Origin of the sequence: Pseudomonas sp. DY-1 (assembly GCF_003626975.1) — a bacterium.
Lineage (GTDB): Bacteria > Pseudomonadota > Gammaproteobacteria > Pseudomonadales > Pseudomonadaceae > Metapseudomonas.
Map to the genome: position 1 here is coordinate 1,186,600 of NZ_CP032616.1, position 14,687 is coordinate 1,201,286.

A 14,687-nucleotide genomic window follows, 5' to 3' on the forward strand; every position below is an offset into this window, starting at 1 on the left:
GATGCGTTCACGCTGAGAACCGGCCCCTCGTATGTCCGGACCGTTACGCCGCCCCGGTGATGCTCAGGATGGAGGCATTCACGCCTTCACCTTGAACGCGAAGGTGACGTTCTCGCCCGCTTCAACACGTTTGAGTTGCTCCTGGCTGGCAGCGAATGCCATCGTCATCGGCGGCCATTTCAGGGTTGGCACGGCCCCATGGGAAATCGTGATTGTGCCCTTGGCTACATCGACTGCCTTGACCGTGCCATTGGCCTCGGCAATTTGTGCCCGCGCCCGGGAGGGCTCGGTTGGCATGCTGTCCATGTTCATACCGGGCATATCGTCTGCGAGAGCGGGTAGGGCCGAAGCAAGGACGAGCGCCGCTGCAGCGCCGAGTGCAGTTCTCATGAAGCTTCTCCAAGGGTGGTTTGCGAAGTGGGGTGGGGTTGTGGGCGACGGCGCATCAGCCAATACGCTGCCGGGATGACGAACAGGGATAGCAGCGGGGCGGTGATCATGCCGCCGACCATGGGCACAGCGATGCGGCTCATCACTTCGCTGCCGGTTCCGCCGCTCCAGAGGATTGGCAGCAGGCCGGCGATGATGACGGCGACGGTCATCGCCTTGGGGCGCACGCGTTGTACTGCGCCTTCCCGAATGGCTCCGCGCAGCGCTTCATTCGTGGAATGTCCGGCCGCCTGTTTGTCAATCCAGGCGTTCTTCAGGTAGAGCACCATGATTACGCCGAACTCGGCAGCCACGCCGGCCAGGGCGATGAAGCCCACTCCTGTGGCAACCGACAGGTTGAAGCCCATCAGGTAGAGGAACCAGACGCCTCCGGTCAACGCGAACGGGAGCGTGGCCATGATCAGCAGGGCCTCATCGACGCGACCGAAGGTGAGGTAGAGCAGAACGAATATGATCGCCAACGTGGCCGGTACCACGAGCTTCAGACGGGCATTGGCCCGTTCCAGGAATTCGAACTGTCCGGAGTAGCTGAGGCTCATGCCGGGCATCAGTCTCACCGAGCCTTCGACCGCCTGGCGCAGGTCGGCCACGACCGAGGCCAGGTCTCGCCCGCGAACGTCGATGTACACCCAGCCCGAGGGACGAGCGTTTTCGCTCTTGAGCATGGGCGGCCCATCGGTGATCCGGATCCGCGCTACTGTCCCGAGCGTGATCTGACCACCCTGTGAGGTGTAGATGGGCAGTTGCTCCAGTGCACCGACCGTGTCCCGCCACTCACGCGGGTAGCGCAGGTTGATGGGATAGCGCGCCAGTCCTTCCACAGTCTCGCCGATGTTCTCGCCACCAATGGCGCCGGCGACGATCGCTTGCACGTCGGCGATGTTCATCCCGTAGCGAGCGGCAGCCTGTCGATCGATATCCACGTCTATGTAGCGACCGCCTGTAAGGCGTTCGGCGAGGGCCGAAGTTACGCCCGGCACCGTTCGGGCTGCACGCTCGACGGCTTGGGTCACCTGGTCGATCTCGGCGAGATTGGTCCCGGCGACCTTAACCCCGATAGGGCTCTTGATACCCGTCGCCAGCATGTCGATTCGATTGCGAATCGGTGGAATCCAGATATTGGTCAGGCCCGGTACCTTGACCACGCGATCAAGCTCTTCCACCAGTTTTTCGCTGGTCATTCCCGCACGCCACTGATCCTTGGGCTTGAAGCGCACCGTGGTCTCGAACATCTCCAACGGCGCAGGGTCGGTGGCCGACTCGGCGCGTCCAGCCTTGCCAGACACACCCTCTACCTCCGGGACGGTCTTGATCAGTCGATCAGTCTGCTGCAACAGCTCCGAGGCTTTCTGCACGGAAAGGCCGGGCAACGCCGAAGGCATGTAGAGCAGGTCACCCTCGTCCAGGGGCGGCAGGAACTCCCCGCCAAGTCGGGAAACTGGCCAAAGCGTCGTCAGGAATGTCAGCAAAGCGATCGCAAGGGTCGTTCTGGGATGCCGCAACACGGCATCCAGGACCGGCTGGTACAGCCGAATCAGCCCACGATTGAGCGGATTGCGCTGCTCGGCTGGTAGCTGCCCACGTATCCAGTAGCCCATCAGCACCGGGATCAGCGTCACCGACAAACCGGCAGCGGCCGCCATCGCGTAGGTCTTGGTAAAGGCCAGTGGGCCGAAGAGGCGACCCTCCTGCGCCTCCAGGCTGAACACTGGAATGAACGACAGGGTGATGATCATCAGGCTGAAGAACAACGCCGGGCCAACCTCGACCGCTGCATCGGTCATAACTCGCCAGTGCTGGTCTGCGCGCAAGGTTTCGTGGGGATGGCTGGCGTTCCAGGCTTCTATGCGCTTGTGGGCGTTCTCGATCATCACGACGGCGGCGTCGACCATGGCGCCTATCGCAATGGCGATTCCGCCCAGCGACATGATGTTGGCGTTGATGCCCTGGTAACGCATGACCGCGAACGCGATCAGCACGCCTACCGGTAGCGCGACGATGGCAACCATGGACGAGCGCAGGTGCCAGAGGAACGCGGCGCAGACCAATGCGACCACGATGAACTCTTCGATCAGTTTCTGGCTGAGATTGCGTACCGCCCGTTCGATCAGCTGGCTGCGGTCGTAGGTGATGACCACTTCGACTCCGTCGGGAAGGCTCTTTTCCAACTCGTCGAGCTTGGCCTTCACGGCGGCGATGGTGTCACGCGCGTTCTTCCCGCTGCGCAGGATCACTACGCCGCCGACAGTTTCCCCCTCGCCATCGAGCTCGGCGATGCCCCGGCGCATCTCCGGCCCGAGCTGGATCGTCGCCACATCGCCGAGGGTGACGGGGGTACCCTCGGGCGTCAGCTTCAGGGGTACGGCACGGAAGTCGGCGAGGGTCTTCAGGTAGCCCGAAGCCCTGACCATGAACTCGGCTTCGCCCAGTTCCAGCACGGCGCCACCGGTTTCCTGGTTGGCCTTGCCGATGGCTTCCGTCACCTCGCGCTGGGTGATACCCAGGCCGGCAAGGCGGATCGGGTCTACCTGGACCTGATACTGCCTCACCATGCCGCCCACCGAGGCGACTTCGGCCACATTGGGCAGGGTTTTCAGCTCGAACTTGAGAAACCAGTCCTGTAGCGCTCGAAGTTTTGCCAGATCGTGGTTTCCGCTGCGGTCGACCAGCGCGTACTGGAAAATCCAGCCAACCCCCGTGGCGTCCGGGCCCAGTGCCGGTTTAGCGGCCGCCGGCAAGCGCCCTTGCACCTGGTTCAGGTATTCGAGCACTCGCGAGCGCGCCCAGTACAGGTCGGTACCGTCCTCGAACAGCACGTATACGAAGCTGTCACCGAAGAAGGAGAAGCCCCTGACCGTTTTGGCTCCTGGTACCGATAGCATCGTTGTGGTCAGCGGGTAGGTGACCTGGTTCTCGACGATCTGCGGCGCCTGCCCTGGATAGGGCGTGCGGATGATGACCTGTACGTCAGAGAGGTCGGGCAAGGCGTCGATGGGGGTGCTGCGCAGCGACCAGACTCCCCAGACAACGGCAAACAGGGTGGCCAGCAGCACCAGGAATCGATTGGCGACCGACCAGCGAATCAGTTTCTCGATCATGGCGAGCCCTCCAGTTTCTCCAGTTGCTCGATCAGCAAGCCGGAATCGCTTTCGCGCACATGCAGCCTGATGCGATCACCCGTTTTCAGACCCTGTGCCAGTTCGGGTTTGGCCAGGGGAAAGGTCATGGTCATTCCTGGCATTGCCAAGGTCTTGAAGGGACCGTGGGAAACGGTCAGTTCCTGGACGCCGACTTCGACGACGCTACCCTCGGCCTCATGCAGGGCGGGGCGGTCCATGGGCATCGTTGGCTCGCCCAGCGCCCTGGCCTCGATACCTCGCAGGCTGGCTTCTGAATCGATCAGGAACTGCCCGGACGCGACGACTCGCTGACCAGCTGCCAATCCATCTAGCACCGCCACTTGATCCGCGCTCTCCTGACCCAGCCGGATTTCAACCGGCCGGAAGCGGCCGCTTTCTTCCGCGAGCATCACCAGCGCGCGTTTGCCCGTGCGGATGACCGCTTCGCTGGGTAGCAGCAACAGGTCGGCCTGGCTTGGCTGGTTCAGCCGAACCTGCGCAGTCATGCCTGGCCGCAAGCGGCCATCGGGATTGGCCAGTTCGATGCGCACGCGCAACGTGCGGCTTTGCGCATCGCTTTCGGGCAACACGGTGGAGAGTGCCCCGTGGATCACCTCCTCGGGGAGGGCCGGCAGTCGCGCTTCGACCGCCTGCCCGATCTGCAATACGCCAGCCTGGGACTCCGGGATGGCGGCCTCCAGCCAGACGTGTTTCAGGCCGTTGATCCGGGCAAGGGTCTGTCCGGCTGCCAGGGTCATGCCAGGGCGCACATCGAGCTCGCGAATCACACCGCTGATGGGGCTGGTCAGCGTCATGACCGGCCTGGCTTTACCACCGCGCTCGACCTGCGCGATCAGTTCCGCGGGCATCCCGATCAGTCGCAGACGCTGGCGGGCCGCAGCTGAAAGGGCCTGGTCGCCGCTGTGGCGCAATGCCAGAAACTCTTCCTGGGCGGCCGCCCATTCCGGTATCAGCAGGTCGGCGAGGGGCGCGCCGGCTTCGATGAGGTCACCTGGCGCGTGGGCGTAGGTGCGTTCGACAAATCCGCCGGCCCGCGCCTGTACCAGTGCCACCTCTCGCGCATTGAAGGCGAGGACGCCGGATACTTGCAGGGTTCGCTCAAGTTTGCCCTTGGTGACCGTGGTCAACCGCACGCCGAGGTTCTGCTGGATGCCCGGTTCGATGCGTACGGACGAACTATCGCCTGCTTCGTCTGCATACTTGGGAACCAGCTGCATCTCCATGAAGGGCGACTTGCCGGGGCTGTCGAACTTCTGCTGCGGGAACATGGGGTCGTACCAGTAGAGCGGTTGGCGGTCGGCTTCGGGAGTGCCGCGATTGCCTTCGGTGACCGTGGATGCCTCCTGCATACGCCCTTGGACCGCATACCAGTAGCCACCTGCCGCGCCTGCGAGCAGGGCCAGGCTCATCATCGCCGGCAACTTCCAGGATGCACGACTCATGGCCGACCCTCCCCGTAGGTGAAGTGCAGGCGGGCAGCGGCCAATGCTTTCAAACCTTGCAGATCAAGCTCCTTGAGCCTGGCCTGGACAAGCTCACGGCGTGCCGCGATGACACTGGCCAACTCGGTGTTCCCGGCGCGGTAACCGGCCAGGGCGAGCGTTACCTTGTCGATGGCCAGGGGCACCAGCGTCGACTGACTGCGATTCACTGCACGTTCCAGGCGCTGGTAATCCGCCAGATCCGCCTCCAGTTGTTGGGCGTGCTCACGCACCAGGGCTTCGCGCTCTGCCTCCAGCTGATCCATCCGGGCGCGTTGCGCGGCAATCTTTGGGTCTTGGCGAGTGCCGGGAAACAGTGGCAGGTCGAAGGTGAATTGCACCGTCATCATGTCGCCGAACTCGCGCCCACGGCGCTGGTAGTCCACCTCCCAGCTCCAGTCCGATTTTTTCTCCGCTTCGGCCTCCCGCACCTGGGCTTCGGCTTCTCGTGCCATCGGCTCGTAGGCCGCCAGTTCGGGGTGTCGATGGAGGGCGCGCAGATAGCTGGGGGCGTCGATGGGCCAGTGTGGAAAGTCGCCGGCAAGGGGTAGGGCGGCCTCGTGGCCAACCCAGCGCTTGAGTGCCGCACGCGCCTGGGCCGCCTGGAGTGTCAGGTCGTCCTGCTGCTCTGCCAACTGGGCTGCTTCCTGTCGGGGCTCAACTGCATCAAGCGGCTGGCCTCGACCTCCGGCCAGGCGGGCCCGAACGGTTTCCGCCAGCAGGCGATTCTCCCGGAAGAAGTCCTCGAATCGGGCGAGCTTTCGCTGCTCGGTGTAGGTCGCGATCCAGGCCAGGGCAGTTTCCCTGCGGACTTTCACGCGTTCGGCTTCCGCCTCGGCAGCAGCCCGATCCACCGAAGCTTGGGCCGTTTCGACTCGCGCCTTGCGCTTGTCGCGATTGGGCATTTCCTGCATCACGCCGACCATCTGCATGGTCATGAAATCGCGATCCAGGCTCCAACGGTCTTCACCCTCGACGGGGACGTTCTGCACGCCCAGAGCGAGCTTCGGATCAGGTAGCTCACCGGCAGGTATCGCGGCATTCTTCGCCGCATCCAGCTTGGCCGCCTGAGCGGACAAGGACGGTGCATTGCGCTCGGCCAACTGCAACGCGTCGTCCAGCGACAGCGAAGCCCCCCGGCTCGGCAGGGTGAAGAGCATCATTGCCAGGGCGGCCACAACAGGCAGCCCGAAGCAAGGATTCAAGGCAGTCATTTGACGACTCCTCTGAATATTCAGCGCGTAAGCGCATGCCCTCCCGCAGTCGCAAGCGACGCAGGTGGGAGTTCAGTCAGGGAGGGGAATCAGGCGCAGGGAGGTCGCCAGAGGTCGGCAGGGGTGCGGTCGGGAGCAGCTTCAGGGTAGGGGGCAGGGAGTGCGGGGCCGGCCAGGGAGACCGGTGGCTTGAGGATTGAAACCTGGAGCATGCTGCCGGTCTTGCATTCCTGCCCCGTCTTGCAGGCTTTCTTGCCATGCTCGGCCATCTTGCCGTGGTCTTGGCAGCAATCCATATACATATCCATGTTCGTCATCTGGCTCATACCGGCCGCCTGCATGGGGCAGGGGTCGGTCGGCGCCTCGATGCCCGCCATCCCGTTCAACGGAAGCGCAAGGCTGATCAGAAAGATGAGAAGGAACCGGAGGTGGCGTTTCATCCAGCGGAGTTTAGTCGCCGGCCGAGCGGCCTGGCAATTTCGGGACTCCGGATTTCGCAGTTGCCAGTTAATCGCTCCATTTGAATCCACCCAACCCTCGCGAACAGGTCCGTTGCAATGGCCCTGCTCGGTTCCATCATGCGATTGCACTGTCGGGGCAATTCGGCCCGGGGGCGATTGCTGGCTACAGTGCCGTCGCACGACTTGAGTACTTGCTAGTTCCGTTGGCATTTGGCTTTGACGCACCGTTGCGGGTTTTGGTGAAGACCACACCTGTTCAGTGAGCCGCCGATTGGCCGACAATCGGTTCTTTCCTTCGCTACCGAAGCACCCAGATGGATCAGATACTTTCTCTTCTTTCCGAAACCGTTCCCAAAGCCCGAACCCTGGAACAGCTCACACGGCCCTTGCTGACCCTGCTCAGCCAGGTAACCGGAATGGAGTCGACCTACCTGACCACTATCGATACCGATGTGGGTGTCCAGCGTGTCGAGTTCGCACGCAACGTCGGTGACATGGTGATTCCTGAAGGGCTGGTCGTGCCCTGGACAGATACTCTCTGCAAGCGTGCGCTGGACGAGAACCGCTTGTACTCGGACAACGTCGCCGAATGCTGGGGGGATTCGGAGGCCGCCGCGGCCCTGGGCATCAGGACCTACGTGAGCGCTCCAATCAGGTCCCAGGACGGGCGAGTGCTGGGTACATTCTGTGCAGCCAGCTCGGATAAGGTGGCGCGCTCTCCGGACGTTGAGCCTTTGCTGATGTTGCTATCAGGGTTGCTGAGCTATTCCCTTGAACGTGAACAGTTGGTGGAGCGACTCCAGATCGCCAACGCCGAGTTGGCAAGGCTGGCCCTTACCGATTCCCTGACCGGCCTGTCCAACCGGCGTGCCATCCTGAGTGATGCTGCGCGCCTGTTCGCCCTGGCCCAGCGTGAGAGCAAATACGTGCTGGTTGGGGTCATCGATCTGGATGGGTTCAAGCTCATCAACGATACCTATGGCCACCTGGCAGGAGATCAGTTTCTGCGCGGCATAGCCGTCCAGTTGCAGAATGGCCTTCGCGCCAGCGACATCATCGGACGTACTGGAGGGGATGAATTCATTGTGATCGCCCTGGGTACGCCGTCCGAACATGTGGACTTGGCAATGGACATGCAACATGCTGCCGCGCTGCTGCAGGACCGCCTGACCAAAGCGACAGTCGGGCAATATGCGTTGGGCCATGGCCTCGACGACATCCGCTATGCGGGTGCGAGTGTTGGGGTTGTGGCAGTGATGCCGGACAGCATGACTGCAGAGGAAGCTATCAAGCTGTCAGACCGCGAAATGTACAAGGTGAAGCAACAGCGAAAGGATAAGCAGCCATAGGGCAAGACGCTTGCCACTTAGTGTGCTCGCCGCGGACTCAACTGGACAACGTCATGGGTTGATCGGTGCGATCCGATGGACGCCCTGATGTCTTGGATGGGCCAGTTCCAGTCCAACCTTGAACCATTCGAATGCCGCTGCGGGCAACCCTTTCGTACATCGATGCATTCTCCGCTCGTGCTCGTTGTGGAGGCCGTCTCGCAGACTGCCACTTCGGTCCTTGCGCGTGCCAGCCGATTCCCAATCCCGACCTAGGCTCATCCCGAGCACCTGCTGATTGTTCGAGCCCCCAGTTCCTCGCTTGGTTCGGCGCATTTCACAGCCTGTGCGCCGATGGGAGCTTCATCGCCGCATTGACTGGCGCGCGCCGAAGCGGGGGAGAACGAAGGGCAGGCAACCGAGGTCGATGCGTGTGAAACGACAGATCGGGAACTTTTCAGCACAGTTCGATCAGCGGCCCTGCCAAGTTGCAAGGATCAGGTCAAACATTCCCTGTCCAGGCAGTATCGACCTACGCGGCACACCGGCCCTCGCATCAGGACTTCGAAGTTCTCATCCAGGACGATCTGGATCAGTCCCCCCGGCATTTGAACGTCCACCTGTGACTCTACCAGCCCCAATCGCCGACAGACCGCCGCCGCCGCGCAGCTGCTGGTGCCCGAGGAGAGGGTATAGCCAACGCCCCGTTCCCAGATGCGGACTTCAAGGTTGTGGCGGTCGATCACTTTCACGAACTGCACGTTGGTGCGATTGGGGAAGGGGGCGAGATGTTCGATGATCGGCCCCAGCGACCGTGCAGTTTGTTCATCGGGTTGATCAACGAAGATCACGCAATGCGGATTACCCATGGAGACCGGATGCAGCCGAAGCTCGCGTCCATCGATCCTCACGTCCATATCACCCGTGTCTGGAAACTGCGCTCGCCCCATGCGAATGGCGACGCTCCGGCCTCCGCTCAGGACCTCGCAGGACACCACGCCACCGGCAGTGTGCACCTGGAACTCGCCTGCTGATACGTAGCCATGATCCCAGAGATAGCGGCAGAAGATCCGCAGCCCGTTGCCGCTTTTCTCAGCCTCTGAGCCGTCGGTGTTGTAGATGATCACCTTGGGTATTTCGCCCTGTGCGAGGACAGGAACAAGAATTCCGTCGGCCCCAAGCCCTCTGTGTCGATCGCAAATCCTTGAGATTTCCTCCGGCGAAAGACCGAAAGGCGACTCGCCTGAATAAACCAGGTAATCGTTGCTGGCGGCGTGGTACTTGATGAAATCCATGATGACTGAGACTTCCATTCGCTAAGTGCAGCGAGGTTAGGCAAGGCAGCGGGTGCGAACAAGTTGCTCGGTCAGGAAGACCGCTTGGAATTGGCGAGGACTGACGCGCCAGAAACCTTCTTCGCAACACCGACATCAAGACTTCTCCGCTCAGTGTCCCGCCAGCAGTCCCCAAGCGCGATGACTTGCCTCGCGCAGCTTTGCCACTCCTTTGCATGAGGTTTCCTCCGCGTCTAGCCGACAGGCTCAAGCCAGCAGGGCAGTCGATGTCGAAGGATTTCTGGGGGTACGTCCTGAAGCTTCCGGTCAATACCGAACTTGCGAGGGTAAGGGGCGTGGTCGGGTACAACCTGCCGAAGTGGTTGACCGGTATCAATCGCCGGGAAGATGGCAAGTCCGTGACCTTCGAGATCCTTGATAGCGAAACCGGAAAGGTCGACGTTGTCTTTGAAGGAGAAAAGCTGAGCGCGCCTTCGGATGAAGTCGAACTGGTGACCAGTAGCTTCACGAACACCGATAGAACTGGCGAGCTGACATACGGCTATGCTGTCTCGCGCCAACTGAGCCACGCCTCCAGCACGAATGAAGAGTCGGTCAACCTCACGCTGAATGAAGGCAGCCTTTCTACGTTCATGAAATCCCTGAAGCTGGGGAAAATGATGAAGTATGAGTACGTGCCCAATTTCCAAAGCGCGCTCTATGCCCCCCAACCCCTGAAATCGATCCTGGACAAGGAGTAGGCGTTTTCGGGAAAGCTAAATGCACCCGTACGCAGCGTCTGGATTCTCCGGGTAGGTCGATGAGGCTACCCGGAGCAAGCCAGTTCGCTACTTCTCGTGCTGCACCTCGGCAGAAAGCACGACCTTAAAGTTCCCTTTAATCCTAGAGTGCAATAGCGGCAAACCGACTCAATTGCAAAGCCAGCCGCGTCCAGGTATCGCCCATCGAGAAAGGTGTAGTAGCCACGTCATGAACGTTATCGATTGGCGAACATCTCCAATTGCAGACCTCCATATCACACAGGAGAAGCGAACATGGGATACGTCACAACGAAAGATGGAGTTGAAATCTTCTACAAAGACTGGGGGCCGCGGGACGCCCAGGTGATCTACTTCCATCACGGCTGGCCGCTCAGTTCGGACGACTGGGATGCGCAGATGCTTTTCTTCCTGGCTCAGGGTTTTCGCGTAGTCGCCCATGATCGCCGCGGCCATGGACGATCCAGCCAGGTCTGGGATGGTCACGACATGGATCATTACGCCGATGACACGGCTGCGGTGGTAAACCACCTCGGAGTCCAGGGAGCCGTCCATGCCGGCCACTCCACGGGCGGCGGCGAGGTCGTCCGCTACATCGCGCGGCATCGTGAAGACCCTGTTTCCAAGGCGGTCCTCATCAGCGCGGTACCGCCGTTGATGGTGAAGACCGCGAGCAATCCTGGCGGTCTCGCCAAGGATGTCTTCGACGATCTGCAAGCCCAGTTGGCCGCCAACCGTGCGCAGTTTTTCCAGGATATTCCGGCGGGACCTTTCTACGGTTATAACCGCCCTGGTGCGAAGCCTTCGGAGGGCATCATTCGGAACTGGTGGCGGCAGGGGATGATGGGCAGTGCCAAGGCTCACTACGACGGCATCGTCGCCTTCTCCCAGACCGATTTCAGCGAAGACCTCAAAAGCATCACGATTCCGGTCCTGGTGATGCATGGCGACGACGACCAGATCGTTCCCTATGAGAACGCTGGCGTGCTGTCGGCGAAGCTGCTCAAGAACAGCACGCTGAAGATCTACCCGGGGTTCTCGCACGGTATGCCTACCATCAACGCCGATACGATCAACGCCGACCTGCTTGCCTTCGTTCGAAGCTGAGTTTTGCGGGAGCCTGGGAGTTCGCTTCCTGGCTCCTCCCTCTACCTGTCGCTCAAGTGGCCAGCCTGCCCCTGACAAACAGAACCACCGAGGCGCGCAACTTGTTACCGCCTAACAGGCTCGTCCGCTGGAACTCCCCGTGGCTTAGTGGCAGATGCTGGCAATCGAGAGCCTGGCGCGGAGGTCTTTCGCTTTTTCAATTGAACGTTCACCCGCTGGTTGGCGGCAGAGCCTTGCCCTGCCAGGCCGACAAGACCTGCATCATTGCTGCTTGCGTTTGCGGAACTCGGCCACCTTATGCCGGTTACCGCACAGCGCCATGCTGCACCAACGGCGGCGATGGGACTTGGTGCGGTCGTAGAACCAGAGCACGCAGTCCGGGTGCTCGCATTCGCGCACCAGATTGAAGTCGCCTTCCACCAGCAGCTTCGCCGCTGCTTCGGCCAGAGGCGCCAAATACTGTTCGGCGGTAGCGGTTGCCCACACGTTCTCCAGTCGCGGTTCTCCACTGGCCGGCCAGTCCAGCTGCTGGTAGCTGGGTGTCGCCAGGAAGCGATTGAGTACGTCCGGCGAACCCTGGCCGCCCGCCTTGCGCCGCTCCACAAGCCCACGCACCGCTTCGCGCAAGGTCAACGCCGCCTGCAGCAACTCGCCCTTGGCAAAGCGCACCTTGGGGACGGCCCAGCCGGTGCGGTCCAGCCAGGCCTGGACATCCTCATCGCTGCGCCAGAACTCCACGGGAGCACCGTCCATCGCGGCCAGGGTGTTGAGCATGTCCAGCACAGGGTGGTCGGCCAATACGAAGGGTTCGAGGGAAGGCGAGGAGGCGGCGCTGGTCATGATGGCGTTCCAGAAGACGAATGGCGAAATGGTAACCCTGTAAAGCATCAGTGAATAGTTACGAAAGGCGATGCTTGTAACCACTATTAATCCTATTGACAGGTTACGTGATGGGTTCATACTCAGCGCCACAAGTAACCATTAACAGTGTTTATACAAGTTACGGAGTGACCACCATGATTTCGCCCATCGTGCATATCCCGGTTCGCCACCAGTTCGTCGAAGCCGACGGTGTCCGTGTTTTCTACCGGGAAGCCGGTAATCCGGCCGCGCCCACTTTGCTACTGGTGCACGGCTTTCCCAGCTCGTCCCACCAGTTCCGCGACCTGATCCCGCTACTGGCCGACAGGTTCCATATCGTTGCGCCGGACCTGCCGGGGTTCGGTTTCACCGAGGTACCCCCCGAGCGCGAATACCGCTACAGCTTCGATGCCCTGGCTGTAACCCTCGGCGCCTTCGCCGAGAAGCTGGGCCTGCAACGCTACGCCCTCTATGTGTTCGACTACGGCGCACCCACCGGCCTGCGCCTGGCCCTGGCCCATCCGGATCGCGTCACCGGGCTGATTTCGCAAAATGGCAATGCCTACCTGGAAGGCCTGGGTGATGCCTGGGAACCGATCCGCGCCTACTGGGCCGAACCGCACAATCACGAACGCCGCAAGGTGGTGCACGATGCCGTGCTGCACCTGGAAGGCACCCGCTGGCAGTACCTGCATGGCGTGAAGGACCTGGAGCTGGTGGCCCCCGAGTCGTACTACCTGGATGCGCTACTCCTGGAACGTCCGGGCAACAAGGACATCCAGCTCGACCTGTTCCTCGACTACGCCAACAACCTGAAGCTCTACCCGGCGTTCCAGGCCTTCTTCCGCGATACCCGGCTGCCGACCCTGGTGATCTGGGGCAAGCACGATCCCTTCTTCATCCCGCCGGGCGCCGAAGCCTTCAAGCGCGACAATCCCGCTGCGGTGGTGGAATTGCTGGATACCGGGCACTTCGCCCTGGAAACCCATGTCGACCATATCGCCCAGCGCATTCGAGAAGTATTGGGGGATCTTCGGGCCTGACGTCCTCCTCTGACCTCCGTGCGTGCCTGGCTTCGTGCCCTTGGAACGCACCGCAGCCCGCTGCCGGGTAATCCGGCAGCCTTCCCGCGAGGTATTCACGATGGACCATCTACCCGAGCGCCGTCTCTCCCCTTGGCACGCCGGTGAAAAGGTGATGCACGAACGCGTCGGCGTCTCCGAACACATGGAAGCCTACGGTCAGCGGGTGATCCGCGATTACATGCCCGACCAGCACCGCGACTTCTTTCACCAACTGCCATTCATCATCGTCGGCGCGGTGGATACCCAGGGCCGACCCTGGGCGACGCTGCTCGAAGGGCCGGAAGGCTTTGTCAGTTCTCCCGATCCCCAGCGCCTTGTGCTGGTCACTGAACCCGACCCGCAAGACCCGGCTGCCAGCGGATTTGACGCCGGCAGCGCCATCGGCCTGCTGGGCATCGAGCTGCACACGCGGCGGCGCAATCGCATGAACGGCATCCTCCAACGAGTCGAAGCGGGGCGCCTGGAAGTCGCCGTCGAGCAGTCCTTCGGCAACTGCCCGCAGTACATCCAGCAGCGTACCTACACACGCGAGGAGACACGTGGCGGGTGGCAGGGCGAGCGCCAGGACTTCACGGCGCTGAACGAGACCCTGACAGCGATGATCCGCAACGCCGACACCTTCTTCGTCGCCAGTTACGTCGAGCACGAGGATGGCCAACGCTCGGTGGATGTCTCCCATCGCGGCGGACGACCGGGCTTCATCATGGTCACGGGCAATCACTTGACCATTCCGGACTATGCCGGTAACCAGCACTTCAACACCCTGGGCAACTTCCAGCTCAACCCGGTTGCCGGACTGCTTTTCGTCGACTTCTTCAGCGGCAACGTGTTGCAACTGTCCGGAGCGATCGAGCTGGTGTTCGACAGTCCGATGATCGCCGCCTTCGAGGGTGCCCAACGCCTCTGGACCCTCGACGTACAGCAAGCCGTCCTTCGGCCGCGCGCGTTGTCGATCCGATGGGATTTCCAGGATCCTGTACCTGGTCGGTCAGGCCAGTGAGCCGCACTTCGGTATCGCCGAATACCCTGGTGCGGTTAGAAACCTTCATGAGCGACTCGGCGGTCATGTAAACGGTCGGTTCGCCTCGTCGCGCTACCCGGTGAGGCCTGTGGAGCTGGACTACCATCACCATTCCAGTCCCCACTCTCACCGACACCCCTGGAGGCCCCGCGCATGACTGATCGTTACTCCTGGACCCGTGAGATTGCAGACGACCGGGCCGTTGCCGGCGCCGCGTTGATCCCGGTCGAGCTGCGGGAAATGATCGACGGCCTGGATACTGGCGCGATCAAACCCTTCTACGCCGCCGTGGCCAATCTTGCCTTCTCGGCTGCCGACCAGTGCGAAGAGTACGACGGCTATTGCATTGGGCTGATCGATGCCGGCTACCAGCGCGGCGAGTTGGGCATCGTGGAGCGGGATGCACTGCGCAATTTCGTCATTTCCCTGTGCGCGGATCGCAAGGACAAACCGTCGGCGTAGAGAAACTTCTGTAGGAGCGAGCTT

Annotated in this window: 11 protein-coding genes and 2 pseudogenes; 6 read left to right on the forward strand and 7 right to left on the reverse strand. The window is 61.6% G+C overall.

The window, feature by feature from the left end; all coding sequences use genetic code 11:
- Positions 1–78: 78 nt before the first annotated feature.
- The 5 genes from D6Z43_RS05790 to D6Z43_RS05810 all read right to left on the reverse strand — a co-directional run bounded on the left by D6Z43_RS05790 (position 79) and on the right by D6Z43_RS05810 (position 6,725).
- Positions 79–390 (reverse strand): copper-binding protein, encoded by a 312-nt coding sequence (locus tag D6Z43_RS05790; protein WP_256660953.1) that lies wholly within the window; start codon positions 388–390, stop codon positions 79–81.
- A complete protein-coding gene (locus tag D6Z43_RS05795) occupies positions 387–3,548 on the reverse strand; it encodes an efflux RND transporter permease subunit (RefSeq protein WP_120651040.1) in 3,162 nt (1,053 codons plus the stop codon). Before D6Z43_RS05795 ends, D6Z43_RS05790 begins: the two co-directional genes overlap by 4 nt.
- Complete coding sequence (locus D6Z43_RS05800; protein WP_120651041.1) at positions 3,545–5,032, reverse strand: efflux RND transporter periplasmic adaptor subunit; 1,488 nt, start codon at positions 5,030–5,032, stop codon at positions 3,545–3,547. Before D6Z43_RS05800 ends, D6Z43_RS05795 begins: the two co-directional genes overlap by 4 nt.
- Positions 5,029–6,285, reverse strand: a complete 1,257-nt coding sequence (locus D6Z43_RS05805; protein ID WP_120651042.1) for a TolC family protein — start codon at positions 6,283–6,285, stop codon at positions 5,029–5,031. Before D6Z43_RS05805 ends, D6Z43_RS05800 begins: the two co-directional genes overlap by 4 nt.
- A gap of 89 nt (positions 6,286–6,374) precedes the next feature.
- Positions 6,375–6,725 carry a hypothetical protein gene (locus D6Z43_RS05810; protein WP_120651043.1) on the reverse strand — a complete coding sequence of 117 codons (351 nt, stop codon included), beginning with the start codon at positions 6,723–6,725 and terminating at the stop codon, positions 6,375–6,377.
- A gap of 335 nt (positions 6,726–7,060) precedes the next feature.
- Here D6Z43_RS05810 and D6Z43_RS05815 point away from each other — a divergent pair, with 335 nt between their 5' ends.
- Entirely contained in the window at positions 7,061–8,095 is a 1,035-nt protein-coding gene (locus D6Z43_RS05815; protein WP_120651044.1) for a sensor domain-containing diguanylate cyclase, read from the forward strand.
- A gap of 476 nt (positions 8,096–8,571) precedes the next feature.
- Here the strand turns inward: D6Z43_RS05815 and dapF are convergent, their stop codons facing one another.
- The gene (dapF, locus tag D6Z43_RS05820; RefSeq protein WP_120651045.1) at positions 8,572–9,369 is read right to left on the reverse strand and encodes a diaminopimelate epimerase; all 798 of its coding nucleotides are present in this window, start codon (positions 9,367–9,369) and stop codon (positions 8,572–8,574) included.
- Between the two features lie 257 nt (positions 9,370–9,626).
- Between dapF and D6Z43_RS05825 the strand changes: the two are divergent.
- Positions 9,627–10,109 (forward strand): annotated as a pseudogene (locus D6Z43_RS05825) (acetoacetate decarboxylase (ADC)); the annotation flags it as partial.
- Between the two features lie 294 nt (positions 10,110–10,403).
- Complete coding sequence (locus D6Z43_RS05830) at positions 10,404–11,234, forward strand: alpha/beta fold hydrolase (RefSeq protein WP_120651046.1); 831 nt, start codon at positions 10,404–10,406, stop codon at positions 11,232–11,234.
- A 261-nt stretch (positions 11,235–11,495) separates the two neighbouring features.
- On the opposite strand, the gene D6Z43_RS05835 is transcribed toward D6Z43_RS05830, so the two are convergent.
- Positions 11,496–12,074, reverse strand: coding sequence for an ABATE domain-containing protein (locus tag D6Z43_RS05835; protein WP_120651047.1), 579 nt, complete (start codon positions 12,072–12,074; stop codon positions 11,496–11,498).
- Between the two features lie 176 nt (positions 12,075–12,250).
- Here D6Z43_RS05835 and D6Z43_RS05840 point away from each other — a divergent pair, with 176 nt between their 5' ends.
- The 3 genes and pseudogenes from D6Z43_RS05840 to D6Z43_RS05850 all read left to right on the forward strand — a co-directional run bounded on the left by D6Z43_RS05840 (position 12,251) and on the right by D6Z43_RS05850 (position 14,663).
- Positions 12,251–13,138 (forward strand): alpha/beta fold hydrolase, encoded by an 888-nt coding sequence (locus D6Z43_RS05840; RefSeq protein WP_120651048.1) that lies wholly within the window; start codon positions 12,251–12,253, stop codon positions 13,136–13,138.
- Between the two features lie 100 nt (positions 13,139–13,238).
- A pseudogene (locus tag D6Z43_RS05845) lies at positions 13,239–14,162 on the forward strand (pyridoxamine 5'-phosphate oxidase family protein); the annotation flags it as partial.
- Between the two features lie 192 nt (positions 14,163–14,354).
- On the forward strand, positions 14,355–14,663 hold the full coding sequence (locus D6Z43_RS05850; protein WP_120651050.1) for a hypothetical protein: 309 nt from the start codon (positions 14,355–14,357) through the stop codon (positions 14,661–14,663).
- Positions 14,664–14,687: the final 24 nt, after the last annotated feature.